At 71.4% G+C, this 25,697-nt stretch carries 24 protein-coding genes; 9 read left to right on the forward strand and 15 right to left on the reverse strand.

The features are described 5' to 3' along the window. Positions 1-113 precede the first annotated feature (113 nt). Both AQI70_RS27555 and AQI70_RS27560 read left to right on the forward strand, forming a co-directional pair. Complete coding sequence (locus AQI70_RS27555) at positions 114-1,352, forward strand: exo-beta-N-acetylmuramidase NamZ family protein (protein ID WP_062154966.1); 1,239 nt, start codon at positions 114-116, stop codon at positions 1,350-1,352. Between the two features lie 107 nt (positions 1,353-1,459). Next, positions 1,460-2,776 (forward strand): hypothetical protein, encoded by a 1,317-nt coding sequence (locus AQI70_RS27560; RefSeq protein WP_062154709.1) that lies wholly within the window; start codon positions 1,460-1,462, stop codon positions 2,774-2,776. Between the two features lie 57 nt (positions 2,777-2,833). Here AQI70_RS27560 and AQI70_RS27565 read toward each other — a convergent pair whose 3' ends face one another. Further along, the gene (locus AQI70_RS27565; protein WP_079051504.1) at positions 2,834-5,632 is read right to left on the reverse strand and encodes a penicillin acylase family protein; all 2,799 of its coding nucleotides are present in this window, start codon (positions 5,630-5,632) and stop codon (positions 2,834-2,836) included. Between the two features lie 234 nt (positions 5,633-5,866). On the opposite strand from AQI70_RS27565, the gene AQI70_RS27570 reads away from it, so the two are divergent. Beyond that, entirely contained in the window at positions 5,867-6,472 is a 606-nt protein-coding gene (locus tag AQI70_RS27570) for a hypothetical protein (protein ID WP_004002462.1), read from the forward strand. A 136-nt stretch (positions 6,473-6,608) separates the two neighbouring features. After that, on the forward strand, positions 6,609-7,337 hold the full coding sequence (locus AQI70_RS27575) for a 3-keto-5-aminohexanoate cleavage protein (protein ID WP_062154713.1): 729 nt from the start codon (positions 6,609-6,611) through the stop codon (positions 7,335-7,337). Here AQI70_RS27575 and AQI70_RS27580 read toward each other — a convergent pair. After that, positions 7,283-8,014, reverse strand: coding sequence for a hypothetical protein (locus AQI70_RS27580; RefSeq protein ID WP_062154715.1), 732 nt, complete (start codon positions 8,012-8,014; stop codon positions 7,283-7,285). The two genes, AQI70_RS27575 and AQI70_RS27580, sit on opposite strands and share 55 nt — an antisense overlap. Before the next feature lie 158 nt (positions 8,015-8,172). Between AQI70_RS27580 and AQI70_RS27585 the strand changes: the two genes are divergently transcribed. After that, the gene (locus AQI70_RS27585; RefSeq protein WP_062154717.1) at positions 8,173-9,240 is read left to right on the forward strand and encodes an RNA ligase (ATP); all 1,068 of its coding nucleotides are present in this window, start codon (positions 8,173-8,175) and stop codon (positions 9,238-9,240) included. A 201-nt stretch (positions 9,241-9,441) separates the two neighbouring features. On the opposite strand, the gene soxR is transcribed toward AQI70_RS27585, so the two are convergent. Continuing rightward, positions 9,442-9,963: a redox-sensitive transcriptional activator SoxR gene (soxR, locus tag AQI70_RS27590; protein ID WP_062154719.1), complete on the reverse strand. Its 522-nt coding sequence runs from the start codon at positions 9,961-9,963 to the stop codon at positions 9,442-9,444. Positions 9,964-10,083: 120 nt separating this feature from the next. Here soxR and AQI70_RS27595 point away from each other — a divergent pair, with 120 nt between their 5' ends. Further along, positions 10,084-10,545, forward strand: a complete 462-nt coding sequence (locus AQI70_RS27595) for a MaoC family dehydratase (protein ID WP_062154721.1) — start codon at positions 10,084-10,086, stop codon at positions 10,543-10,545. Between the two features lie 18 nt (positions 10,546-10,563). On the opposite strand, the gene AQI70_RS27600 is transcribed toward AQI70_RS27595, so the two are convergent. The 3 genes from AQI70_RS27600 to AQI70_RS27610 all read right to left on the reverse strand — a co-directional run bounded on the left by AQI70_RS27600 (position 10,564) and on the right by AQI70_RS27610 (position 12,823). After that, the gene (locus AQI70_RS27600; protein ID WP_062154723.1) at positions 10,564-11,187 is read right to left on the reverse strand and encodes a TetR/AcrR family transcriptional regulator; all 624 of its coding nucleotides are present in this window, start codon (positions 11,185-11,187) and stop codon (positions 10,564-10,566) included. A 130-nt stretch (positions 11,188-11,317) separates the two neighbouring features. Next, positions 11,318-11,605 (reverse strand): YiaA/YiaB family inner membrane protein, encoded by a 288-nt coding sequence (locus AQI70_RS27605; protein WP_004002456.1) that lies wholly within the window; start codon positions 11,603-11,605, stop codon positions 11,318-11,320. A 66-nt stretch (positions 11,606-11,671) separates the two neighbouring features. Next, a complete protein-coding gene (locus AQI70_RS27610; RefSeq protein WP_062154725.1) occupies positions 11,672-12,823 on the reverse strand; it encodes an acyl-CoA dehydrogenase family protein in 1,152 nt (383 codons plus the stop codon). 104 nt (positions 12,824-12,927) lie between these two features. Between AQI70_RS27610 and AQI70_RS27615 the strand changes: the two genes are divergently transcribed. The 3 genes from AQI70_RS27615 (at position 12,928) to AQI70_RS27625 (ending at position 15,325) form a co-directional block, all read left to right on the forward strand. After that, positions 12,928-13,569, forward strand: coding sequence for a TetR/AcrR family transcriptional regulator (locus AQI70_RS27615; RefSeq protein ID WP_037890190.1), 642 nt, complete (start codon positions 12,928-12,930; stop codon positions 13,567-13,569). 35 nt (positions 13,570-13,604) lie between these two features. Beyond that, positions 13,605-14,327 carry an ArsR/SmtB family transcription factor gene (locus AQI70_RS27620; RefSeq protein WP_107117092.1) on the forward strand — a complete coding sequence of 241 codons (723 nt, stop codon included), beginning with the start codon at positions 13,605-13,607 and terminating at the stop codon, positions 14,325-14,327. Between the two features lie 68 nt (positions 14,328-14,395). After that, positions 14,396-15,325, forward strand: coding sequence for a DMT family transporter (locus AQI70_RS27625; protein WP_167358922.1), 930 nt, complete (start codon positions 14,396-14,398; stop codon positions 15,323-15,325). On the opposite strand, the gene AQI70_RS27630 is transcribed toward AQI70_RS27625, so the two are convergent. The 9 genes from AQI70_RS27630 to AQI70_RS27670 all read right to left on the reverse strand — a co-directional run bounded on the left by AQI70_RS27630 (position 15,317) and on the right by AQI70_RS27670 (position 25,676). Next, on the reverse strand, positions 15,317-16,639 hold the full coding sequence (locus AQI70_RS27630; RefSeq protein WP_062154729.1) for an MFS transporter: 1,323 nt from the start codon (positions 16,637-16,639) through the stop codon (positions 15,317-15,319). The two genes, AQI70_RS27625 and AQI70_RS27630, sit on opposite strands and share 9 nt — an antisense overlap. 202 nt (positions 16,640-16,841) lie before the next feature. Beyond that, entirely contained in the window at positions 16,842-17,924 is a 1,083-nt protein-coding gene (locus AQI70_RS27635; protein ID WP_062154735.1) for a Zn-dependent alcohol dehydrogenase, read from the reverse strand. Positions 17,925-17,966: 42 nt separating this feature from the next. Then, positions 17,967-19,355 carry an aldehyde dehydrogenase family protein gene (locus tag AQI70_RS27640; protein WP_062154737.1) on the reverse strand — a complete coding sequence of 463 codons (1,389 nt, stop codon included), beginning with the start codon at positions 19,353-19,355 and terminating at the stop codon, positions 17,967-17,969. A 95-nt stretch (positions 19,356-19,450) separates the two neighbouring features. Further along, positions 19,451-19,921 carry a DUF3574 domain-containing protein gene (locus tag AQI70_RS27645; RefSeq protein ID WP_062154739.1) on the reverse strand — a complete coding sequence of 157 codons (471 nt, stop codon included), beginning with the start codon at positions 19,919-19,921 and terminating at the stop codon, positions 19,451-19,453. 29 nt (positions 19,922-19,950) lie between these two features. Further along, the gene (locus AQI70_RS27650) at positions 19,951-21,333 is read right to left on the reverse strand and encodes an ABC transporter ATP-binding protein (RefSeq protein WP_062154741.1); all 1,383 of its coding nucleotides are present in this window, start codon (positions 21,331-21,333) and stop codon (positions 19,951-19,953) included. A gap of 175 nt (positions 21,334-21,508) precedes the next feature. After that, a complete protein-coding gene (locus AQI70_RS27655; protein ID WP_062154743.1) occupies positions 21,509-22,225 on the reverse strand; it encodes a class F sortase in 717 nt (238 codons plus the stop codon). Then, a complete protein-coding gene (locus AQI70_RS27660) occupies positions 22,212-22,865 on the reverse strand; it encodes a hypothetical protein (protein ID WP_062154744.1) in 654 nt (217 codons plus the stop codon). The genes AQI70_RS27655 and AQI70_RS27660 overlap by 14 nt, the downstream gene beginning before the upstream one ends. A 98-nt stretch (positions 22,866-22,963) precedes the next feature. Next, on the reverse strand, positions 22,964-24,199 hold the full coding sequence (locus AQI70_RS27665) for an MFS transporter (RefSeq protein WP_062154746.1): 1,236 nt from the start codon (positions 24,197-24,199) through the stop codon (positions 22,964-22,966). 40 nt (positions 24,200-24,239) lie between these two features. After that, the gene (locus tag AQI70_RS27670) at positions 24,240-25,676 is read right to left on the reverse strand and encodes a CitMHS family transporter (protein ID WP_062154748.1); all 1,437 of its coding nucleotides are present in this window, start codon (positions 25,674-25,676) and stop codon (positions 24,240-24,242) included. Positions 25,677-25,697 lie beyond the last annotated feature (21 nt).

Genomic DNA, 25,697 nt, shown 5'->3' on the forward strand with positions numbered 1-25,697 from the left:
ACCAGCCGAGGGGCGCGGGGCTGTATCGATATGGGCTCCGCCGCGTGGGCGCGACCAGCCACACACGACCCGCACCCTCCCCACAACCTGCGGGAGCACTTAACGTGCAGACCATGCGCCTATCCAGACGAGCTCTCCTCGCAGCGACAACGGCGGCAGCAACCTTGCCTTCGGCACCCCTCGCCACCGCGGCCGAGCGCCACAGACAACTCCGTACCGGCTTCGAGAACCTCGCGGCAACGGGCTACGCGCGACTCAGCGGCCAGCGCGTCGGCATAGTCACCAACCCCACCGGCGTAACCCGGGACGTCCGCCACGTCGTGGACGTCATGCACGCCGACAAAAGGATGAACCTGGGGGCCGTCTTCGGCCCCGAACACGGCTTCCGCGGCACCGCCCAGGCAGGCGGCTCCGAAGGCCGCTACGACGACCCGGCGACCGGCCTGCCGGTCTACGACACCTACCTCAAGAGCGGCCGCCCCCTCGCCGACATCTTCACCGCGTCCGGCGTGGACACCGTCGTCTTCGACATCCAGGACGTGGGCGCACGCTTCTACACCTACATATGGACCCTGTACGACTGCATGGAGGCAGCGCAGCTGGCGGGCAAGCGCTTCGTCGTGCTCGACCGCCCGAACCCGGTGACCGGGCGGGCGGCCCAGGGGCCGGTGCTCCACAAGGAGTTCGCCACGTTCATCGGCAGGCAGCCGATCGCGCAGGCGCACGGGATGACGGTCGCGGAGCTGGCGCGGCTGTTCAACGGGGAGTTCCTGACCGCGCCGGTGCCGCTGACGACCGTACGGATGACGGGCTGGAAGCGGTCCGAGTTCTACGACGCCTGGGGCCTGCCCTGGGTGCCGCCGAGCCCGAACATGCCGACCCCGGACACCGCGCTGGTGTATGCGGGGACGTGTCTCTTCGAGGGCACGAACCTGTCGGAGGGGCGCGGGACGACACGGCCGTTCGAGCTGCTTGGCGCGGAGGGCATCGACGGACGCTGGGCCGCCGCGGCCAGTGAACTCGGCCTTCCCGGCGTCCACTTCAGGGAGGCGTACTTCGCGCCCACCTTCTCGAAATTCCAGGGCAAGACCATCGGCGGCGTACAGATCCATGTGCACGACCGGGCCGCGTACGACCCGGTCCGCACCGGGATCGCCCTGCTCGTGACGGCCAAGAAGGTCTGGAGCGGCTTCGGTTGGCGAGCGGACAACTGGATCGACAAGCTCACCGGTTCCACCCGGGTGCGCACGATGATCGACGCGGGCGCGAGCGCCGACGAGGTGGTGGCGGGCTGGCAGGAGGAGCTGGCGGCGTTCCGGCGGATGCGCAGGGAGTACCTGCTGTACAAATGAGCGCCCCGGATGTGCCCCCCGGATGAGTGACGACGTATGGCCAATCGCGCCCGGCAGCAGGACGATGCGCCCGTATCGCACCGCTACGGGGGACGAGGGGGCCTGGGATGGCGAATCCGGCAGTGAGCGTGACTCCCTACTGGGAGCTGACCTTCGACGCGGAGGGGGATCCGGACGCCGGGAAGCGCGACCGGCTGCTGGCCGGGGTGGCGCGGCACGGCGTCCGTGATCTGATCGTCTTCGCGCACGGCTGGAACAACGACCGCTCGGGGGCGACCCGGCTCTACGACCGCTTCTTCGCACCGGTCCCGGGGCTCGCTCCGGGCGCGAGGATCGGATACGTGGGCGTGGTCTGGCCGTCGATGCGGTTCTCGGACGAGCCGATCCCGGACTTTCCGCGGGCCGTGGCGGCCGAGCTGCCTCCTCGGCCGACGCTCGACAAGGACACACGGCACGCGCTGCTGGAGACGTTCCCCGGGCGGGCGACCGTCATCGACCAGCTCGCGCGGCTGCTGGACCAGCAGCCGCGCGAGGAAGCGGAGTTGGAGGAGTTCGGGCGCCTGGTGCGGATGCTGGTGGACGTCGTACCGCCGGGGCCACAGGCGCTGTTCGCCGCGGACACGCTGGCCGAGGGGGTGCCGCAGAACTCACCGGCCATGTTCTCGGGGTCGACCGCGGCCGTGTGCGAGGAGTTCGCGCAGGCGCTGACGCTTCTGGAGGCACCGGACGGCGCGGCCTCGTTCTCGTTGCCGAACCCGTGGGAGGGCGCGCACGAGCTGCTGCGGCAGGCGACGTACTACGCCATGAAGCGGCGCGCGGGGACGGTCGGTGAGCGTGGGCTCGGCCGGGTGGTCGGGCAGCTGGCCGCGCGGGCGTCCGAGGTGCGGGTGCATCTCGTCGGGCACAGCTTCGGTGCGCGGCTGGTGTCGTTCGCGTTGCGCGGGCTGCCGAAGGGCGTGCGCACGGTGAAGTCGGTGACCCTGCTTCAGGGCGCCTTCTCCCACTACGCGTTCGCGTCCCGGCTGCCGCACGACGCGCGGGCGGGCGGGGTGCTGGAGGGCCAGCACAACCGTATCGACGGACCGCTGGTGTGCTGCTACTCGCGGCACGACTCGGCCCTGTCGACCATGTATCCGCTGGCCTCCCGCATGGCGGGGGACGCGCGGGGGATCGCGGCCCTGGACATCGGCCGGATGCTGGGGGCGAAGTGGGGTGCGATGGGGCACGACGGGGTGCAGGCCGTGCCGGGGACGAAGTCGTACGAGCTGGCCGACGCGCTGCGGGCCACGCTGCCCGGGTCGGGGTGCGTGAACGTCGACGCGGCGGCGGTCGTCAGACGTGGCGGGCCGCCGGCGGGAGCGCACAGCGACATCGTGCACCGGGAGCTGGCGCAGCTGGTGCTGACGGCGGGCCGCATCCGCTGAACCCGCCGCCGGGGAGCGTTGACCGGCCGGCGTCAACAACCGGTCGGACGCCGCCGTTCACCGATGTGACGTGAACTCCACGACCTGCTGATACGTCGGCCGGTTCTGCCAACTGATCTTGCCGTGCTTGATGCCGCCCAGGGTGCGGTGGACGATCGAGTCGGCGCACCACTGGTCGCCCGCCGAGCACTGGTCGTCGCCGGGGTAGACCTGGGCCGCGGTCTTGCCGGCCGCCTCCTTCAGGGTGCTGATCAGGATGTTCCGGCAGGCGCTCAGGCTGCCCCCGCCGCAGTACTTCCGGTCGAGCGGGCCCTGCACCGACTCACCGAGCACCGCTCGGATGTCCTTGTCGACATAGCTCCACCAGCCGTACTGGAAGGAGCTTCCGGCGTGCGAGCCGGTCGGTCCGTGCCCGGCGGACGGGGACTCGTCGATGGGCAGGTTGTTCGTCATCGCGGCGTACAGCTCGCTGCCGAGGCCCGGTTCGAACTCGGCCTTCACCAGCAGCGGCCACCAGGCGTCCAGGATGCGGATCGCGTCGGCGTCGGCGTACGTCTTCGAACCCGCCGACGTCTCGGTGCGCCTGGCGCCCGCGGAGACCCACGCCTGGAGCTTGCTCACGGCCGCGGCGGCCGTGGAGTCGGTCACCGGGGAGCTGCCCACGACCTTGAGCAGATCCGGCAGGACGTCCTCCGCCCGCAGATCGGCAAGACCCGCGTCGGCCATCGCCTTCACCAGCGAGGCCCGGGTCACGCCGCCCGCGGCGACGAGCTTCTTCACCCGGTTCTCCAGGAGATTGCCGCGGTGGACCGAGCCGTCGCCCCAGGGTGCGGTCGTGTAGTCCTTGGCCTGCTTGTTGTTCCAGGAGATGTAGTAGTCCTGGTCGATGGAGTTGGGGTGGGCCGACGGCGGGGTGTAGTCGGCGGTGTTCGTCGCCGGGTCCCAGCCCCGCCACTCGTACGCCGGCCGCGCCCACACCGGGAACTCCGCGTCGACGCCGGCCGCCCGCACCGGGTTGTCACCGCTGTTGTAGTAGGCGGTGTGCTCGGAGTCGGCGTAGAACCAGTTGAAGGTGTAGTTGATGTGCTGCACCGCCTTCTGGAAGTCCTCCGGGCCCTTGACGTAGTCCGGGTCGTTCAGCATCTGGAAGCCGATGATCGAGTCGGCCTCGTGCATGAAGGACGAGCGCAGGGTGGTGTAGGCGACCTTCTTGCCGTCGACGGTCGCGCGGTGCGTCACGGGACCGTACTTCGTGCGCCAGACCCGCATCGTGTACGAGCCCTCGGGCGTGCTGTCGGCGGTCGTCGGCTTCCAGGCGTTCTTCTGCTCGACCTTCTCCATCGGCGTGCAGGTGCCTCGGTAGAGGTAGTGGTGGTCGTCCTGGCACAGCTCGACGGCGTAGGTGTCGATGATGTCCTGGCCGGAGGTGGTGGCGCTCCACGAGTAGTCCTGGCCGCGGCCCAGTTCGACGTACATGCTCAGGCCCGCGAAGGAGGCGCCGCGGGCGCTGATGCCCGGGCCCTGGATCTCCTGGAGCAGCAGGAGCTGGGGCGCGAAGTAGCCGGTCTGCGGGCCGAAGACGGCGACCGGGTGGCCGCTGGCGGTGTGCTCGCCGCTCACCACGAGGGCGTTGGACATGCCCCGCTTGGCCGAGCTCGTGGCCGCCGCGGCGGCCGTGGCCGAGGCGCCGGTCGCGGCGGAGCCGGCCGCGCTGCCCGTACGGTCGTACACGAGCTGTTCCTCGGTCACCGAGCCGGCGTCGGGCAGGGCCTCGCCCTGGGGGTCGGCGGGCTTGGTGGCGTACGGGAAGCTCTTGTCGTGGACGGTGACGACCGCCTCGGGGTCGTTGCGCATACGGAACGACTCCCAGAGCCTGGTCCCCTCGGCCACGCCGTGCTTCTCCTGGGCGGCCAGCAGGGAGATGGCGTTGTTGACCTCGCCGCCGCCTCCGGAGCCGAACAGGGCGCCGATGACGGAGCCGAGCGCGACCAGGTCGGTGATCTTGAAGCGCTCGATCTTCCCGGCGTTGGTCACCGAGTCCTTGTGGCCGGTCAGGACGTACTCGCCGGGGAAGTAGCGGCCGCTGTCGGAGGCGTCGATGTAGGCGTTGATGCCGTCGAGGTAGGCCTTGGCGTCGGCGAGGGCCAGCTTCCCGCGTTCGCCGTTCGAGGCGACGGCGTTGTCGATCTGGGCCTGGAGATCGGCCTCGGTGTAGGGGGCGTTGCGCCAGAACTGCTGCTCAAGGCCCTGGTTGGAGGGCGCGCCGCCGGCGAAGGAGGTCAGCTGTCCGCGTCCGACGTGGCGGAAGACGTCCATCAGCCACAGCCGGTCCTGGGCGGCCGCGTAGCCGGCGCCGAACTCCGTGCCGTATCTGGTGGTACCGGTGATGTGCGGCACACCCGTCTTCTTGTCGCGGACGATCGTCACATCGCTGCGGTCGGCGGGCTTCACGGTGGAGGCGACTTGGTCGGCCGGGACACCGAACGAGGCGTCGTTGAAGAAGTTGTTGATCGTCGCGTTGGTGAGTCCGGAGTAGCCCTTGGCCAGGTTCGCGTAGGGGCCCAGCTGGTCCGAGGCGTGTTCCGGCATGCTGCCGAAGGCCTGGTTGAGCAGGATCTGGGCGAGGGTGGCGTTGCCGTTCTGGCCCGGCGGCAGGATGTCGGAACACTGGTTCCCGCAGTGGTCGCCGACGGCCGCCGCCCCGGCCGCCGCGGCCTCGGGCGCGGTCGCCGCCTGGGAAAGAGGCGACAAAAGACCGGCAATCAGCGTGCATATGGATGCGGTCTTCAGGAACCCGGGGAATCTGCGGGGAGTTCTCAGTCTGGCTGGGGCGTTGCGTGGGATACGCCGCGGCATGGCAGCTCCTACCGACGTGGGGGTGAGCCGGGATGTTACCGGCGGTATCCCCGGGATTGAAGATGAACATGCGTCACTTTTTGGAGTCACCAGGACCCGCTGGGGCGGTCATCGGAAATCGGATGGAGCCGAATCGCATGTCGATACGTCTATTCGTCAACGTCGTACGAAGTCCGTGCGACGACCGCCGAAGTGACCGAAGTACAGGTGCAGGTGTGACGGAGGTGCAGGGCGATGGCCGGTTTCCGGAGTCTGGCGAGACAGGTGCGCGACCCGCGGTGCGATCTCGCGCTGCGGCGCTACTCGCTGCGTAAGTGCCTTGAGCGGTTCGCTCCGTACGGGCACAGGGCGACCTGGGACCACTTGTGCTCCCGGGCGGGATTCGGTCCGGAGGACCGGTCCCCCGATCCGGCGCGGCTCGTGGCCGCGTTGGACGAACTGGAGGAGGCGCGTTCGGTCTGGCTGGCCTATGAGGTCGAGTTCGCCGAGCGGCGCAAGAGGGAGAAGCACGACGGACTGCGCAGGCCGGGCAGTGTGGACGACTGGCACCGGCTGACCTGGGGCGGCTTCGGCGTCGCCTGGTGCGACGACCCCCGGGTCCACCCGCATGAACCGCTGGCCGAGGTGCTGCGCCGGCTGATCTCCGCGCTGGAGCGCGAACCGGGTGCGGAGTGCCCGGTGTGCGGCGGGGAGCGGCTGACCTGGAAGTACGACCTGGCCCATGAACCGTCGTCGGGCCCGGTCTGCACGGACTGCGGAATCGTGGTGCCGCGTCCGGTTCTCACGCCCGAAGCGCTGGCGGCATCGCGGCGCGAACGGCGACTGCTCGTGTCCGCCTAGTACGACGGGGGTGCGCCGGGGATGCCGCACCCCCTCCTGCCGATGGTCCGATGTCCTCGCAGCAGGTCTCTCAGCATGCCCTCTCAGCATGTTCCTCCCAGCCGCCGTTGTCAGTGGCGTCCGGCACCATCGAGACATGATCCAGGTCTGTCTGAACGGGCCCCGAGGGGGCGCCGACGGGGCGATGGTGCCCCTCACACCGGAGGCCATGGCCGAGTCCGCCGCCGCGGCCGTCGGAGCCGGGGCCACGGACGTGCATGTCCACCCCAAGACGCCCTGCGGGCAGGACAGCCTGTCGCCGCGTGTACTCGCGCCGGTCCTGGATGCGATACGGGCCCGGGTGCCGGTGCCGGTCGGGGTGACCACGGGCGCGTGGGCGGAACCGGATGCGGCGGCGCGAGTGGAGCGCATCCGGAGCTGGACGCTGCTGCCGGACCACGCCTCGGTCAACTGGCATGAAGACGGCGCCGAAGACGTGGCCGCGGCTCTGATCGAGCGAGGCGTGGGCGTCGAGGCCGGCATCTGGTCCGGGACGGACGGGGCGGCGCGGTTCGCCGCCTCGCCGCTGGGGCCGAAGGTGCTGCGGGTGCTGGCGGAGGTGACGGACACCTCGGCGGAGACGGCCGAGGAGACCGCGCGTGCGCTGCTGGCCGACCTCGGGCCGGCGTTCGGCCGCCCGGTGCTGCTGCACGGGCAGGACGGGGGTGCCTGGCCGGTGCTGCGGCTGGCGGGGCGGCTGGGGCTGGCGACCCGCATCGGCCTGGAGGACACGCTGGTCCTGCCGGACGGTCGACGGGCCGCGTCGAACGCTCAGTTGGTGGGCCAGGCGTTGAACCAGTACGGGTGGGCCCAGCGTTCGTCGTAGGGCAGGGCGAGGAGTTCCGCCTCCGTCGCGAGGTCGGGCTCGCCCAGGGCACGGAGGCGAGCGGAAGCACTGCGAGCGAACCAGGACTGAAGCTCCGTGACGGCCGCCTCCTGGCCCTCGTCGGACCAGCACATGAGCGGCAGGTCATCGGCGAGGAGGTCGGTGCGCCACCGGCGTGCGCAGGTCACGAGATGAGCGTCGGCGACGGGATGCCGGATCCACTCGGCCAGGAAAGGGGTCACGGTCCCGGCGATCGCGGAACAGCAGTCGAACACATCCGTGATCGGGTGCGGCGGCTCGGGGGTCGCGAGGGCGTCCTGCCACCAGGCCGTCAGGAAGGCCTGGATGGCATCGGACTGGTCCGTCGGCCAGGAGCGCCAGTTCACGCGGGTCAGCCCGTGCCCCCACCACGCCACGTCCATGCTGCCGTCCGCCATCGCCCGAGCCGCCTGCGGCAGCAGGCGCCGCATCACGGCGGCGTGGTCCTCGAAGTGACCGGGGACCTTGTAGACGAACCTGCGGACCAGGTCGGCCGGCACGCGCGTGTACGGCGTGCGCAGATAGGCCGTCTCCTCCGGGTCGAAGCAGCGCTCGCAGCCGGTCTCCGTAGGGCTGGCGAACCCGTTGAAGACCGTGTCGATGTCCGCGAGGGCGGCGGCAAGGGCGGGTGAGGGCATGGGGGGCGGTCCCGTCAGGACTCCGTGCGTGGCGGAGTCCCGCAGCCGCCGGCCGAAGATCGCGACGATAGCAGCCGCTAATCCGTTCGCTCCAGCCCTTTCTCGTCCGGACAGTTGGGGGCGATGAAACACACCTGAGGAAGACCGAGGAGTCCCCGATGTCGACGCTGCGCGTCACCGCCGAAGTGCTGACCGTCCACGAGCATCCGAACGCCGACGCACTGGAGCTGGCCCAGGTGGGTCTGTACCGGGCCGTCGTCGCCAAGGGCGCGTACCGCACCGGTGAGGCCGCCGTGTACATCCCCGAGCAGTCCGTGCTGCCGGCCGAGCTGATCGAGGAACTGGGGCTGACCGGGCGGCTTTCGGGGAGCAGGGCCGACCGGGTCAAGGCGGTCCGGCTGCGCGGAGAGCTGTCGCAGGGGATCGTGTGCCGGCCGAAGGCGCTGGCCGACGTCGATCTGGCGCGGGCGGCGGCGGAGGGCACCGACTTCGCCGGGGTGCTCGGCATCACCAAGTGGGTGCCGCCGATCCCGCCCACGATGTCCGGCGAGGTGGAGTCGGCGCCGGATCTGCTGCCGTGGGTCGACATCGAGAACATCCAGCGCTACCCGGACGTCTTCGCGCCGGGTGAGCCGGTCGTGCTGACCGAGAAGCTGCACGGGTCGGCGTGCCTGCTGACCTATGTCGCCGACGAGGAGCGGGTGTACGTGTCCTCCAAGGGGTTCGGGGCGAAGTCGCTGGCGCTGAAGGAGGACCCGCGCAATCTGTACTGGCGGGCGGTGCGGGGGCACGGTGTCGCCGAGGCCGCGGCTCGGCTCGCCGAGCGGTTGGGGGCGCGGCGGGTCGGGATCTTCGGGGAGGTGTTCGGGGCGGGCGTGCAGGACCTGACGTACGGGGCCGATGGGCGCCGGGAGACGTTGGGGTACGCCGTGTTCGACGTCTCCGTGGAGATCGACGGGCAGGTGCGGTGGCTGGACGCGGCGGAGGTGCTGGACGGGGAACTGCCTTTGGTGCCGCGGCTGTTCGAGGGGCCGTTCGACATCGAGCGGGTGCTGGAGGTCGCCACGGGGCGGGAGACGGTCTCGGGGCGGGAGCTGCATCTGCGGGAGGGCGTGGTGATACGGCCGGTTGTCGAGCGGTACAGCGCGGTGACGGGCGGGAGGGCGATCGCCAAGGCTGTCAGTCCGGCGTATCTGACCCGGAAGGGTGGGACGGAGTACGAGTGAGTCGGGGCGGCCGGTTGGCAGGGGCCCGGCGCGGGGGCCGGCGCACGGGTCGGATCGCTTGCCCGCGCCGGCGGGCTGCCGCTGCTACAGCGCCCTTAGGGGCGCGGGGAACTGCGCGACCAGCCACCCACGACCCACAGCCGCCGGCGATTCCGCGGCCCCGAGCTCATAGGCGACCAACGGCCAAGCGAGCGCAGCGTGTCAGCAGCGGTCCCCGGCCTCCTGCCCCCGCCGCCCGGCCCTGCCCGGTCCCCCCTTCTGCCGGCCCCCCGGCTCCGCCATCAGCCGCGACCCCGTGAGCCGCTCGCCGAAGGCGTCGTCCGGGTTGGACAGGACGCAGCTGTCCAGGGAGAGGCAGCCGCAGCCGATGCAGTCGGTCAAGTGGTCCCGCAGACGGTTCAGTTGCTTGATGCGTTCGTCCAGTTCCGAGCGCCAGGCCTCCGAAAGGCGGGCCCAGTCCTCGTGGGTGGGGGTGCGCTCCTCGGGGAGTTCGGCGAGGGCCTCGCGGATCGTGGCCAGGGGGATGCCGACGCGCTGCGCCGCCCGGACGAAGGCGACCCGGCGGAGGGTGTCACGGGTGTAGCGGCGTTGGTTGCCGGAGGTGCGGCGGCTGCTGATCAGGCCCTTGGACTCGTAGAAGTGCAGGGCGGAGACGGCGGCACCGCTGCGGGCGGCGAGCTGGCCGACCGTGAGCTCGTGAATCTTCTCGGGGATCTGGGGCACGCCCCAAACTTACCTACCGTGTCACGGCCCGGGTCCGTTGACAGGGGCTCCGCCCGCTACCATGCTAAGCAGTTGCTTAGGCATTCACTCCCTGAGGTACGCGACGCGAGAGGCCAGGACATGGCAGAGCCGAGGATCTTCACGTCCGCCGACGATCTGAAGGCGGCGGTGGGCGAGCAGCTGGGATACACCGACTGGCTGGAGGTCGACCAGAAGCGGATCGATCTGTTCGCGGAGGCCACCGGTGATCACCAGTGGATCCATGTCGACCCCGAGAAGGCCGCCGCGGGGCCCTTCGGGACCACCATCGCGCACGGGTACCTCACGCTGTCGCTGCTCCCGCTCTTCGGGCCCCAGCTCATCAAGGTCGAGGGCGTGAAGATGGGCGTCAACTACGGGACGAACAAGGTACGTTTCCCCGCACCGGTGCCGGTCGGCTCGCGGCTGCGCGCCACCGCCACCCTCACCGGCGTGGAGGACGTGACGGGCGGCGTCCAGGTCACCGTCGCGTTCAGCGTGGAGCGCGAGGGCGGGGACAAGCCCGTGTGCGTCGCCGAGTCCGTCTCGCGGTACTACCTGTAACCCGCGAGCCGGCAGGCCCTACTTCGCTCCCACCATCCGCAGCACGAGGTCGGCGTAGAGCGAGCCGACCTCGTCGGGAGTCCAGGGGCCGTCGACGTTGAACCAGCGGGCCACGTCGATGCAGAGCGAGAGGACGGCGAGGGTGGTGCCCTTCACGTCCAGCACGTCGAAGTCGCCGGCCGCCACGCCGTCCTCGATGATCCCGCGCACCTCGGCGTCGCACTGCCGGCGCAGGGCGAGGATCTCGGCGCGGGCGTCCGGGCCGAGCGAGTCCAGCTCGTACTGCACGACCCGCGCGGTGGTGCGTCCCCCGGCGTGCCAGCGGACGAAGGAGCTCACCGCGTCGGCGAGCCGCTCGGCCGGGCCGCCCTCGCGCCGGGCCGCCGTCTGCAGGATCTCCAGGGCCTTCTCGTGGCCGATCCTGCTGATGCGGTGGAGCAGCTCTTCCTTGGTCTTGTAGTGGATGTAGAGCGCGGCCGGGCTCATGCCGGCGCGGCCCGCGATGTCGCGGGTCGTCGTGGCGTGGTAGCCGCGCTCGGCGAAGGCCTCCACGGCGGCGATCAGCAGCCGCCGGGCCGCGTCGGGCGTGACCTCACCCCACGCCGACGTCTCGCCGCCGGCCGTCTCCTCCGCCGTACTCATCGCTCACTCGCCCCTCTCGCTGACAGAGCCACCACCATACCGCCGATACTGAGCGAGCGCTTAGCGGGACGGTCGGAGGCGTCCGTACGGGCGCGCCGTGAGCCTCTCGGGGCTCAGAGCTTCTCGGGGCTCAGAGCTTCTCGAACGGGTCGTGCTCGGCGAGCAGCTTCTCCAGCCTCGCCTGGTCGACCCGGCTGACGATCTGCCCGGCCTCCTGACGGTCCCGGATGACCTTGGCGAGGGTGAACGCCGACGTGACCAGGTAGAGGACCGCGATCGCGAGGAAGCCGCGCACCCAGGCGTCCGCGTTCAGCTGGAAGATGCCGATGGCGGTGGCGGCCATGGCGACCGCGAAGGACGCGACCGCCTGGCCGTAGAAGGCGGCCGTACTCTGCTGCTTGACCGGTGTGTCACTCATGGGGAACAGGGTCGGCGGTTGTGGCGGCGGCCACATCCGCTGAAGTACTCAGCCGGTACTCAGAACTCAGAACGCCGAAACCCCCGTCAACGCCCGCCCGATGACCAGCTTCTGGATCTGGCTGGTGCCCTCGTAGAGGGTCATCACGCGGGCGTCGCGCAGCAGTTTGCCCGCCGGGTACTCGTCGATGTAGCCGTAGCCGCCGAAGACCTGGAGGGCGTTGTTGGCGGCGCGGACGGCGGCCTCCGAGGCGAACAGCTTGGCCTTGGAGGACTCCACGGCGAAGGGCAGCCCGCGGTCGATCAGGTCGGCGACCCGCCAGGTCAGCAGCCGGGCCGCGTCCACGTCGACGGCGATGTCGCTGATCAGCTCCTGCACCAGCTGGTGGTGGGCGATGGGCTTGCCGAACTGCTCGCGCTCACCGGCGTACCGGACAGCCGCGTCCAGCGCCGCCTGAGCTATGCCCACGCACCCGGCCGCGACCGACATCCGCCCCTTCGCCAGGGCCGACATCGCGACCGAGAAGCCCTTGCCCTCCTCCCCCACCATGGCCGCGGCGGGCACGCGTACGTCCTGAAGCACCAGCTCGGCGGTGGCCTGGCCGCGTAGGCCGAGCTTGCCGTGGATGGTGCGGCGGGTCAGGCCCGGGGCGTCGGTGGGGACCAGGAAGGCGGAGACGCCCTTGTGGCCGGGCGCGTCGGTGGAGCGGGCGAAGAGCAGGACGACGTCGGCCCAGGTGCCGTTGGTGATGAACATCTTGGTGCCGTTGATGACGTAGTCGTCGCCGTCGCGCACCGCCCGCGTGGCGAGGTTGCCCGCGTCGGAGCCGGTGCCCGGCTCGGTGAGGCCGAAGCAGCCGACGTACTCGCCGGAGGTGAGCCCCGGCAGCCAGCGGCGCCTGTGCTCCTCGCTCCCCCAGGCGGCGACGGTCTTGGCGACCAGGCCGAGCGAGACGGAGACAATGCCGCGCACGGACGAGTCCCCGCGCCCCAGCTCCTCCGTGACCAGGCAGTACGCGAGGTGGTCGCCGCCCGAGCCGCCGTACTCCTCGTCGATGGTCAGCCCCAGGAAGCCGACCTCGCCGAGCTTCTTGACGATGGCGCGGTCCACTTCCTCAGCACGGTCCCACGCGACGGCGTTGGGGGCGATCTCGCGGTCCACGAAGTCCCGGGCGAGCCGCCGGACGGCGCTCTGCTCCTCGCTGAGCTCCAGATTCATGCCGAGTCACCCCACAGACGGTGGACGCCGAAAGCCGTCGATTGAAAGCCGTACCTTTAAATTAGCACTGCTAGTTTCCGTTGGGCAGCCCTACTATGTGCGCCATGGCCCGACCGCGCAAGCCCCTCCTCAGCTACGACCGGATCGTCGAGACGGCGCGCGAACTCGTCGACGCGGAGGGCCTCGCGGCCGTCTCCACGCGCCGGCTCGCCGCCGAACTGGGCGTGAGCGGGCCGTCCCTCTACAACCACTTCCGCACCAAGGACGAGATCCTGGAGGCGGTCGCCGACTCGGTGAGCGCCCAGGTCGATCTGTCGATGTTCGAGGACGGCCGGGACTGGCGGACCGCGCTGCACGACTGGGCCGTCTCCTACCGGGCGGCTCTGCGCGACCACCCGAACATCGTCCCGGTGCTGGCCCGCGGCCCCGGCCGCCGCCCGGCCGCGCTGCGGCTCGCCGACGCCGTCTACGGCGCGATGGTGGCGGCGGGCTGGCCGCCGGCGCAGGCCACGTCCATCGGCGCGCTGATGCGGTACTTCATCATGGGCTCGGCGCTCGGGTCGTTCGCCGGGGGCTTCGTGGACGACGCGAGCGCGTACGACCCCGCCGACTACCCCCACCTCGGGCAGGCCCATCTCCTGGCCGAGCAGCAGGAGAAGATCGACGAACGGGCCTTCGAGACGGGCCTGACCGCGCTGCTGGACGGCTTGGCGCGGCAGTACGAGCAGGTCGCGCGAGCCACCTAGCCATATTTCGGCGGGCGCCGAAGTGTCCGTGCCGCATGCTGGGGTCCATGACCACCAGGCATCCCCAGGCGTCCCGGCTGGCCCGGCTCGCCGGACTCATCGCCGACGAGACCCGGGCCGCCTGTCTGCTGGCGCTGCTCGACGGACGGGCCTGGACCGCCGGTGAGCTGGCACGGCACGCCGGGGTGGCCGCGTCGACGCTCAGCGAGCACCTGGGCAAGCTCGTCTCGGGCGGGCTGCTGGCCGAGGAGCGGCAGGGCCGGCATCGGTATGTACGGCTGGCCGACGCGCGAGTCGCCCAGCTCGTGGAGGACCTGGCCGCGCAGGTGGCGCCGAGTGCCGTCGTACGGCCCCGGAACCTGCGGGAGTCCAGCGCGGGGTCCGCCATGACACGGGGCCGCACCTGCTACGACCATCTGGCCGGGCGGCTCGGCATCGCGGTCACCGACGCGTTGACCGTGCGCGGGCTGCTCGTCCAGGACACGGGGTTCGCGCTCACGGACGCGGGACTGCGGTGGTTCGACGCGGCCGGTATCCACCTCGACCGCGGGGGCCGACGTCCACTGGCCCGCGCCTGCCTCGACTGGACCGAGCGCCGCCCGCACCTGGCAGGCGTCGCCGGCGCGGCCCTGTGCCGTCACGCCCTGGACGCGGGGTGGTGCGTACGCATCGGCTCCGAACGGGCGGTGAAGGTGACGGCGGCCGGAGAGCGGGCGCTGTCCGAGCTGTTGGGCATCGATGAGGCGACGCTGCGCTGAGCGCCCCTTACGCCCCGTCCGAAATCCGCGAGCTTCCGAAGCCCTGGTTTCCTAGCCTCAGGAGCATGATGAACCCCCGCCGTACCGAACTCCTGGCCGCCGGCGCAGCCACCGTCACCGTCGTCCTCTGGGCCTCCGCCTTCGTCTCCATCCGCAGCGCGGGCTCCGAGTACTCGCCGGGGGCGCTCGCGCTGGGGCGGCTGCTCGTCGGCGCCCTGGTGCTGGGGGTCATCTGCCTCGTCCGTCGGGAGGGGCTGCCTCCCAGGGCGGCCTGGCCCGGGATCGCGATATCGGGCCTGCTGTGGTTCGGCTTCTACAGCGTCGTGCTGAACTGGGGCGAGCAGCAGGTGGACGCCGGTACGGCGGCTCTCGTCGTGAACATCGGGCCCATCCTCATCGCGCTGCTGGGCGCCCGGCTGCTCGGTGACCCGATGCCGCCGCGGCTGCTGGCCGGGATGGCGGTGTCGTTCGCCGGTGCGGTGACCGTGGGTCTGTCGATGTCGGGCGGGGGCGGTTCCTCGGTGCTCGGGGTGGTGCTGTGCCTGCTGGCCGCGGTCGGGTACGCGGGCGGTGTCGTGGCGCAGAAGCCGGCACTCGCCCATGCGAGCGCCCTGCAGGTGACGACGTACGGGTGTCTGGTCGGCGCGGCCTTGTGCCTGCCGTTCACCGGGCAGCTGATCAGCGAGGCGGCCCACGCCCCCGTCTCCGCGACGCTCAACATGGTCTACCTGGGCGTCTTCTCGCTGGCGCTCGCCTTCACCACATGGGCGTACGCCCTGGCCCGTACGACCGCCAGCAGCATGGGCGCGACCACGTACGCGGTGCCCGCGCTGGTGGTGCTGATGTCCTGGCTGGCGCTGGGCGAGGTGCCGGGGCCGCTCACGCTGGTGGGCGGGGCGCTGTGTCTGGCGGGGGTCGCCGTGTCGCGGTCCCGGCGGCGAGCGGCTCGGGTCGTGGCGGCCGCGCCACGACCCGAGCAGGCCCGGGAATCAGCGTGAACGCGCCCTGTCCGCAAGGACCTTGATGGACAGCAGGGCGATCACCGCCAGACCGATGATGTAGCCGGAGACCGCCATCGAGGTGCCCGTTGCCTCCAGCAGCAGCACCATGACGAACGGGGCGAGTCCGCCGCCGAGCACGGCCGCGATCTGGTAGCCGAGGGAGGCGCCGGTGTAGCGCATCTCGGGCGTGAACAGCTCGGCGAACAGGGCGGCCTGGGGGCCGTACATGATGCTGAGGAAGCAGCTGGTGACGAAGGTGCCGACCGCGAGCCACAGCAGCGAGCCGGTGTCGATCAGCAGGAACATCGGTACGGCCCACAGGGCGATGCCGGCCGCGCCGAGCGCGTAGATCCGGATGCGGCCGATCCTGTCGGAGAGGGCGGCTGCGGCCGGGATCAGCACGAGCTGGGTGAGGCTGATGCAGAGCGAGACGGTGAGGACGGCGCTGCGCTTCATGCCGAGTTCGCGGGTCGTGTAGTCGAGCACGCCGGTGATGATGATGTAGAAGGTGGCGGTGTTCACGGCGAAGGAGCCGCCGGCGAGGAGCACCGTGCCGAGGTGGTCCTTCAGGATCGTGCGCAGCGGGGAGGACTGCTCGGCCTTCTCCTGCTCGGCCAGCTTCTTCTCCGCCTCGCGGAATTCGGGGGTCTCCTCGACGCGCGTGTGGATGTACCAGGCGAGCACGAGGACGAACAGGCCGACGAGGAACGGTACCCGCCAGCCCCAGGCCGCGAACGCGGCGTCGGTCGTGAACGCTCCGGCCAGCAGGAACACCGTGTTGGCGGTCACCACGCCGATGGGGACGCCGAGTTGGACGAAGCTGCCGTAGATGCCGCGTTTGCCCTCGGGGGCGTACTCGGTGGCCATCAGCATCGCGCCGCCCCACTGGGCACCGACGGCGATGCCCTGCAGCACGCGGAAGAGGACCAGCAGGATCGGGGCGGCGACGCCGATGGTCTCGTACGTCGGGAGCAGGCCGATGCCGGTGGTGGCGAGGCCCATGAGGGTCAGCGCGAGGACCAGCATCGGCTTGCGGCCGCGCTTGTCACCGAGTTGTCCGGCGACGATGCCGCCGAGGGGGCGGGCCAGGAAGCCGACGGCGAAGGTGGCGAAGGAGGCGAGGACGCCGGCGGTGGGGCTGCCGGCCGGGAAGTACAGGTCACCGAGGACCAGGGCGGCGGCGATGCCGAAGACGAAGTAGTCGTACCACTCGACCGCCGAGGCGAGCGCCGCGGCGGTGGCGACGCGGCGGCGGTTGCCGACGGTGGGAGCGGTAGGGGTGAGCGGCTGGGCGGAAGGTGCCGTGTCCATGCGTGCACACTCCGGTGGGTGCGGGGACGGAACGGGGGGTGGCTCGGGTTCCGGGGAACGTACTGACCGGACGGTATGGACGTCAACGGGTCGGACAGCAGGACTTTTGCCTGTACACGGCATCGAGAGCGGGATCCGGGCATGCCTGAGGCCCCGGCCTCGCACGGAGACCGGGGCGCACGCAGGGAGGGCGGGAGCGGCGCTAGAAGACCACCAGCGTTCTGCCGCCCTTGCCCGCCAGCATGTTCTCGAACGCCGCCGGGATACCCTCCAGGCCGATCCGTTCCGTCACCAGGGCACCCAGGTCCAGGCGGCCCGCCCGTACGTGCTCGGCCAGCACGGGCAGGTCGCGCGCCGGGTCGGAGTTGCCGTAGACGCAGCCGGAGAGGGTCCGGCCCCAGTGGAAGATCTCCAGGGCGTTGAAGGTGACCTGCTGGTCCTTGCCGCCGATGCCGACGACCGTGGTGCGGCCGCCGCGCCGGGTGGAGTCCCAGGCCGTACGGATCGTGCTCGCGCGGCCCACGCACTCGACGGCCACGTCCACGCCCTGCCTGTCCGTCAGGCCCCGGATCTCGCGGGCGGTGTTCTCGGCGGCGACCACGTAGTCGGTGGCTCCCGCCGCGCGGGCCAGCTCCTCCTTCTCCGGGGAGACATCGACCGCCACGATCTTCGCGGCGCCCGCGATCCGGGCCGACTGGAGGGCGGCCAGCCCCACACCGCCGACGCCGAACACCGCGACCGACTCCCCCGCGCGGACCCGCGCCGAGTGGTGCACGGCGCCGTAGCCGGTGAGGACGGCGCAGCCCAGCAGGGCGGCGTCGGTGAGCGGGATGCCGTCCGGGAGCGGCAGGAGGCAGGACGCCGGGACGACCGTCTCCTCGGCGAACGCGGCGACGTTCAGGCCGGGGTGGAGGTCCGTGCCCGCGGCGGTACGGGCGTACACGTCGGCGGCGCCGTTCAGCGCGTTGGCGCACAGCCAGACCTCGCCGAGGCGGCAGGCGTGGCAACCGCCGCAGGACGGCGCCCAGTTGAGGACGACGCCGTCGCCGGGCGCGACACGGGTGACGCCCTCGCCGACGGCGACGACCGTGCCCGCGCCCTCATGGCCTAGGACCGCGGGGACCGGGACCCGCATGGTGCCGTTGGACAGGGACAGGTCGGAGTGGCACACGCCGGCGGCGGCGAGCCGGACGCGGACCTGGCCGGGGCCGGGGTCGGGCAGGTCGATCTCGGTGACCTCCAGCGGGGCACCGATGGCGGGCAGGACGGCGGCGCGGACGGCCATGACGGGCGACTCCCTTGAACCGTGGAAACCTTGGAACTGGCGTCAGAACTGCAGGGACTTGGTCTGGAGGTACTCGGCCAGGCCGTGCGCGCCGAGCTCCCGGCCGACACCCGACTGCTTGTAGCCGCCGAAGGGGGCGAGGGGGTTGAAGCGGCCGCCGTTGATGTCGACCTGCCCGGTGTCCATACGGCGCGCGAAGGCCACCGCCTCCGCCTCGTCCCCCGCCCAGACGGCGCCCGCGAGGCCGTACACCGTGCCGTTGGCGATCCGCAGCGCGTCCGCCTCGTCCTCGTACCTCAGGACCGTCAGGACCGGGCCGAAGATCTCCTCCTGCGCGATGGTCATCTCGGGTGTGACGTCGGCGAACACGGTCGGGCTGACGAAGTGGCCCCGCTCGCGCGGCGCTTCGGGGCCGCCCGCGACGAGTCGCGCCCCCTCGGCCACGCCCTTCTCGATGTAGCCGCGCACCCGTGCCTGCTGCTTGGCGCTCACCACCGGGCCGATGCGCTCGCCGTACTTCGCGGCGGCGGCAGCGGCCAGCTCCACGGCCTCGTCGTACTGGTCCCGGTGCACCAGCATGCGCGTCCAGGCGCTGCACGTCTGCCCGGAGTTGGACATGACGTTGGCGACGCCGACGTTGACCGCCTTGGCCAGGTCGGCGCTCGGCAGGATGACGTTGGCGGACTTGCCGCCCAGCTCCAGGGCGACCTTCTTGACGGCCGCGCCCGCCACCGCGCCGATCTGCCGGCCGACGGCGGTGGAGCCGGTGAAGGAGACCAGGTCGACGTGCGGGTGCTCGGCGAGCGCCTGGCCCGCGACCGGGCCGAGCCCGGTGACCAGGTTGAAGACGCCCGCGGGGACGCCGGCCTCGTGGACCGCCTCGGCGAAGAGCTGGGCGACCAGCGGGGTGTCCTCGGCGGGCTTCAGTACGACGGTGCAGCCCGCCGCCAGTGCGGGGGCGACCTTGGCGACGACCTGGTGGAGCGGGTAGTTCCAGGGCGTGATGGCGCCGACCACGCCGATGGGCTCGTGGTACACGGTCGAGTTGCCGACCTTCTCCTCGAAGGCGTACGTCGCCGCCAGTTCGGCGTACGAGCCCGCGACGGCGATCGGCACGGCCGCGTGGACCGCCTGGGAGAACTTCAGGGGCGAGCCGAGTTCGGCGGTGACCGTCTCGGCGATCTCGTCCCTGCGGGCGTCGAGGATGTCCCGCAGGGCGGTGAGCCGCGCGGCCCGCTCGGCGGGCGGGGTCGCGGCCCAGGCCGGCAGGGCAGCGCGGGCGGCCCGTACGGCGGTGTCGACGTCCAGGGCGGTACCGGCCGGGACCCGGCCGATGACCTGCTCGTCGGCCGGGTTCACCACCTCGATCACATCCGGGCCCGAGGCGGGGCGCCAGGCGCCGTCGATGTACATGCCGTCGTGTGCCTTCATCACGCTTCCTCCTGGGCAAGCCGCCTCGTAGTCCGGCTCATAAACTAGCGGCGATAGTTTTTGGGCGCCAGACACCCCATGAGATCAGAACGACGTCAGAAGTCCACCTCCACCCTGTCGTCCACCCTCCCCACCGCCTCCTGCCCGAAGGCCTTCTCATAGGCCCGGCGGATCTCCTCGACCTTCCGGTCGCTCGTCCCGGCCTCCCCCACCGGATAGAGCAGGACCAGCTCGTACGACCTCTCCTTCTCGATCGTCCCGCTCGCGTCCCGCCACTGCCCGCGCCCGCTCTGCACGGTCAGCCCGTCCGGGAAGTCCGGCGTGACCTCCTTGTCGACGAACGCCATGAACTGCCGGTCGGTGACCGCGGGGCCGCCGTCGGGGCGCGCGGTACCGAAGAAGAGCCGCGTCTCGACGTACGGCTTCCCCCGGGACGGCACGGAGGACGCGGCCGGCGTCGACGCGGGGGCGCCGTCGAGGGTGGCGTACGCGGTCGGCGCGGTGGCGGCCAGCAGGAGGCCGACCGTGGTGAACACTGCCCGATTTCGGGTGAAGTGGAGGTTCATGGGCCCTACCTAGCCAAACCGGGCGCGATTCATTCCTCCAGGTCGGGGAGGCGCGCCGGGGCCGGGCAGATGCGTTCGCCGTACTGGTCGAAGACGAACAGGTGGGCGGAGTCGACGAGGAGGGGGACGTGCATGCCGTGCCGGAGTTCGATGTCGGGGGTGGTGCGGACGATGAGGTCGCCGGGCAGGCGGCCCTCGGGCGGCGCGGCGGGATCGGGACCGGCGTCGGCCTGGTGGTCGAGGACCACGACGGGGCCGGCGCGCAGGGCCCCCGCGCGTTCCCTGAGGTGGCCCAGGACGGTGCCGCCCGCACGGCGGCGGCGCCTCGCGGGACGGGCCACTGGCCGCGGCGCCTCCAGGTCGGGTACGACGGCGGGACTGGAGCCGGTGTTGAAGTGGGCCAGGATCTCGTGGCCCTGGAACTCCACGTGCTCGACCAGGCCGTTGATCGGGACCTCGCCGAGGCGGGCGGCGGCGGGCGACGGACGTCCCCCCTGTTCGAGCGAAGCCGAGAACTCGGGGGATATGCGCACCGCCTCCGAGCGCAGGCCCACGATCACCTCGCGGCCCTGCTGGACGCGGAGCAACTGGTGGTCCAGCGACAGTGGTTCGGGCAGGCGGAGGTACTGCTTGCCGAGGCTGATGGTCATCGCGCCGTCCAGCGGGGCGCGCACGACGCCGCGCAGGAGGTTGATGCGCGGGGTGCCGATGAAGGCGGCGACGAAGACGTTGCGGGGCAGCGCGTACACCGAGCGCGGGGTGCCGACCTGCTGGAGGACTCCGCCGCGCAGGACGGCTACCCGGTCGCCGAGCGACATCGCCTCGGCCTGGTCATGGGTGACGTAGACCGTGGTGACGCCCAGCTTCCGGGTGAGGCCGGAGATCTCGGCGCGCAGGCGGTTGCGGAGCTTGGCGTCCAGGTTGGACAGCGGCTCGTCCATCAGGAACGCGGCGGGGTGGCGGGCGATGGCCCGGCCCATGGCGACGCGCTGGCGTTCGCCGCCGGACAGCTGGGCGGGGAAGCGGTCGAGGAGGTCCTCGATGCCCAGCATGCGGGCGGTGGCGTCCACCCGCGGGCGCGGGTCCGCGGCGGGCGACTCGATGCGCAGTGGGAAGCCGATGTTGTCGCGGCCGGTCATGTTCGGGTAGAGGGCGAAGTTCTGGAAGACCATCGCCATCTGCCGCGCGGCCGGCAGCAGGTCGTTGGCGTACTCGCCGTCCAGCAGCAGCTCGCCCTCGTCGATCTCCTCCAGACCGGCGATCATCCTGAGCACGGTGGACTTGCCGCAGCCGGAGGGGCCGAGGAGGACGAGGAACTCGCCGGGCTCGATGTCCAGCGTGAGCCGGTCCACCACGCGGACACCCTTGGTGTAGCTCTTGCTCACGTCGTGCAGAGAGATGGCGCGTGTCATGGCTGCCGCCCCCGGGGGCTGTCCGGAGCGCCGCTGCTCCGTGTGTCCGAAGGCCTCGTGCGGGTCGTACGAGGCCTGTGAGTCACGGAAGTTAACGGAATGTGCGCGGCCGGGGGAAGACACGGGACGGGACCGGACGCCGCAGTCCAGGGTGTGAGAAAGCGGACCCCCGCATTCAGCGCCGAGCGAGCGGCGCGGACGGCTCGCGGACCGCGGTCAGGTGGGCGAAGACCACCACGTTGCTGGTGTAGCCGGTGCGGTGGCTGAAGAGGCCGCCACAGGTGAGCACGCGGAGCTCCGGGCGCCGGACCGGGCCGTAGACCTCCTTGTCGGGGAAGCCCGCCTTGTCGAAGACCTTCACGCGGTCCACGGTGTAGACGGCGGTACGGCCGTCCTCGCGAGCCGCCTCGATCTTCTTGCCGGGCTTCACCTGGGCCAGCCCGGCGAAGACGGCGGGCCCGGTCCTGGTGTCGCGGTGGCCGACGGCGATCGCGATGCCCGCCTCACCGGGCGTGGCGCCGCCCCGGTACCAGCCGACCAGCTTCGGATCGTCGATCGGAGGTGTCTCCAGCTCCTGGTCCTTGGTGAGCCCGAGCCCCATGATCGGGGCGTCGATGCCCAGGGACGGGATGCGCACGGATGTCGGCCGGGAGCGGGGCAGGGGGCGGGGCGGGGGCGTGGGCTTGGCCGTGGGGCGGGTGGAGGGGGCGGGGCGGTCCGGACCGGCGGCGGTCAGGGTGTCCGGGCCGTCGGCTCGCTCCGGTGCGGTCGGCTCGGTGTCTCCCCCGCACCGGACCACCGTCACCAGGACGACCGTGAGCAGGGCCGTCCTGGTGAGGCGGTAGGCGCGGGTGCGGTACCAGGGCCTGCGTCTGCGCCTAGGCGGCACCATGGGGCCGCCGGCGCTTCTGCCGGAAGTACACGGTGCCGCCGACGGCACCGATGCCCACGGCCGCCGCGGCGGTCACCGGTGCGTACGCGGCCGCGGTGTCGACGAGACCGCCGCCGCCCGCGTGCACTCCGCCCTTGGGGCCGTGGTCGCCCCGCCCCCAGCCCTCGCCGTCGTGCCGGTGGTCCTCGATGCGCCCCTCCGGACCGTGCCTTCCCTCCCGCTTGTCGCCGCACCTGACACGGAAGAGCTTTCTCCTGGTGTCGGTGACGTCCACGGTCCAGGTGAGCATGTACTGCCCGTCCGCCAGCCCCAGCGTGGTGGTGTGACCTGCGCCCGCCGCGAGCTGGATGGTGCCGCTGACGGTGGCGGCGCTGGGCAGCGGAGGCTGCGGCGTGATCGTGTAGTCGATCGAGGTGAGTTCACCGAAGTTGACGGCGTCGAGGTAGAACCTGCAGACCACCGCCTCGTCGTCCGGGGTCCCGATGGGCATGCCCACGCTGTGGATCCTGATGTCGCCGTTCGCTTGGGCCGACGCGGTCGGCGCCGCCACCCACGACGCGCCCGCCGCGGCGAGGGCGGCAAGGACGACTGTGGCGCCCGCGCGGGCGCGGAAGGTACGTGAGGGTGTCAGTGTCGGCATGCACGCTCCTCAGATCAGACGATTTTCATACAAATCGCTCTTTCGCCTGACTCTCCTTTACGCGCACTGCGACGCGCCGCACCGACCCCGGCGCGCCGTCAAATATCGCTCGTACGGCGGAACCGCGAGCGCCTGGGCCGCTCCCGCGCGCCACCTGCGGACCCGTCCGGCCGCACCGGCGCCCGCAGCGCGATCCCCGCCGACAGCAGCAGCAACGCCCCCAGCATCACGAACGGCGCCGCCACCCCCGCGAGGCCCGCGACCAGTCCCGCCGACGCCGGCGCCGCCACCTGGCCGAGGCGGTTGCCGGTCAGCCGCAGGGCGAGGGCGGTGGAGCGGGCGCCGTCGGGGGCCGCCTGGACGACCGTCGTCATGGACAGCGGCTGGCCGACGCCCAGGCAGAACCCGAGCACCGCCAGCATCAGGGCCAGCGCCCACACCGGCACCGGCAGCGCGATCCCGGCGCACAGCAGCGCCGCCAGCAGACATGTCACGGTCAGCAGCAGGGTGCGGCCCAGCAGCCGCAGCAGGGGCGTGAGGACCAGGCGGCACGCGATGGTGGCCGCCGCGCGCAGACTGAGCAGGAGGCCGATCACGGAGGGCGCGATGCCGCGGTGTTCGCCGACCACCGGGAGGTAGGCGGTGAGGATGTCGGTCGCGGACAGCACGGCGAGGCTGATGAAGATGCCGGCGGGCACGCCCCGGGTCCGCAGGATGCGTCCGACGGAGACGCGATCGCCTTGTTCCGCACGGGACTTGGCCGTCGTACGGCTCTCTGTGCGCCACAGTGAGGTGAGCGCGACCGCGCTGCCCGCGCCCGCCACCAGCAGGGCGAGTGCGCTGGTGCCCGCCATGTCCCGGCCGCCGATCAGCGCACCCGCGGCGATCGGGCCGACCAGCTGGCCGAGTGAGGCGCCGATGGTGAAGTGGCCGAAGTTGCGGTCCTGTTCGTGCGGGGCGGACTGGCGGGCGACGAGCGACTGGGCACCGATGACGAAGCAGAGGTGGCCGAGGCCCATCACCCCGGACCAGATCGCCATCGCCCACAGGGAGTTCGCGATGCCGCTCATCGCGCAGCCGCCGGAGATCAGGACGACTCCGACGGGCAGGAGCGGAGCGCACCGGCCCCGGTCGGTGAGGCGCCCCAGCGGGACGGCGACGAAGAGCGGGAGCAGGGCGTACACACCCGCGATCACGCCGACCGCCCGCTCGTCCGCACCCAGCGCGAGGGCCCGGTAGGACACGGCGGGCCGGGCCATCGACACCGCCCCCTGCGCGAAGCTGAAGGCGATGACGAGGCGGAGCAGCCAGCCGCGGTTCCCACCGGGCGCCATGAACGTGTCCTCCGGGAAAGGTGGTTGCGGATCGGCGGGTTCAGATGATGCCGAAGAGCATTCCCGCCGCGAGGATGATGAGGCAGGTGAGCGCCGCCCACTTCACCACGAACTTGGTGTGGTCGCCGAACTCCACCTTGGCCATGCCGACCAGGACGTACACGGCCGGGACGAGCGGACTCGACATGTGCAGCGGCTGCCCGACCAGGGAGGCGCGGGCCATCTCCAGCGGGGAGACGCCGTGCGCCGCGCCGGCCTCGGCGAGGACCGGCAGGACGCCGAAGTAGAAGCCGTCGTTCGACATGAAGTAGGTGAGCGGAAGGCTCAGCAGACCGGTGACCAGGGCCATGTGCGGGCCCATGCCCTCGGGGATGACGTCCACCATCCACCGGGCCATGTGGTCGACCATGCCGGTGCCCTGCAGGACGCCGGTGAACACGGCGGCGGCGAAGACCATGCCGGAGACGTTCAGGACGTTGTCGGCGTGGGCGGCCAGGCGGGCCTTCTGGTCGGGGATGTGCGGGAAGTTCACGGTGAGCGCGAGCGCGGCGCCGAGCAGGAACAGCACCGGGATCGGCAGCCACTCCATGATCATGGCGGTGAGCAGGGCGACCGTGAGCAGCGCGTTGAACCAGTACAGCTTGGGACGCAGGGTGGGGCGGTTCGGGTCGAGGACCTGGAAGCGCTCCGCGTCGCCGTCCTCGTCGTCCTCGGCGTCGGTGCCGGAACCGGAGCCACCGGTGGCCCTGCCCGCGCCCGAGGCACCGGAACCCGGACCGGCGCCGGCGCCGGCGCCGGCCAGGACCGTCTCGGTCTCCTTCTCCTCGATCTTCTCCTCCACCAGGACCTCGTCCAGCGTCAGCATGCCCAGGCGCTTGCGCTCGCGCAGGCCGAGGAAGTACGAGAGGACGAAGACGCCCAGCAGACCGACGGCGAGCGCCGGGATCATCGGGACGAAGATGTCGCTGGCGTCGAGCTTGAGCGCGGTGGCGGCTCGGGCGGTCGGGCCGCCCCACGGCAGGGTGTTCATCACGCCGTTGGCCATCGCGGCGACACCGGTCATCACGACCAGGCTCATCTTCAGGCGCTTGTACAGCGGGTACATCGCCGAGACGGTGATCATGAAGGTGGTCGAGCCGTCGCCGTCGAGCGAGACGATCGCGGCGAGGATCGCCGTGCCGACGACGATCCGCATCGGGTCGGCCTTGCAGAACTTCAGGATGCCCCGGACGATCGGGTCGAAGAGGCCGACGTCGATCATCACACCGAAGTAGACGATCGCGAACATGAGCATCGCCGCGGTGGGGGCGAGGCTGGTGACGCCTTCGATGACGTAGTCACCGAGCTTGGCGCCCTTCCCGACGAAGACGCAGAACAGTGCCGGAATCAGCACCAGCGCCGCGATCGGTGACATCTTCTTCATCATGATCAGGACCAGGAAGGTCGCGATCATGGCGAAGCCAAGAATGGTCAGCATGAGTGGATACCTAACGTTCGC

This window comes from Streptomyces curacoi, assembly GCF_001513975.1.
Lineage (GTDB): Bacteria > Actinomycetota > Actinomycetes > Streptomycetales > Streptomycetaceae > Streptomyces > Streptomyces curacoi.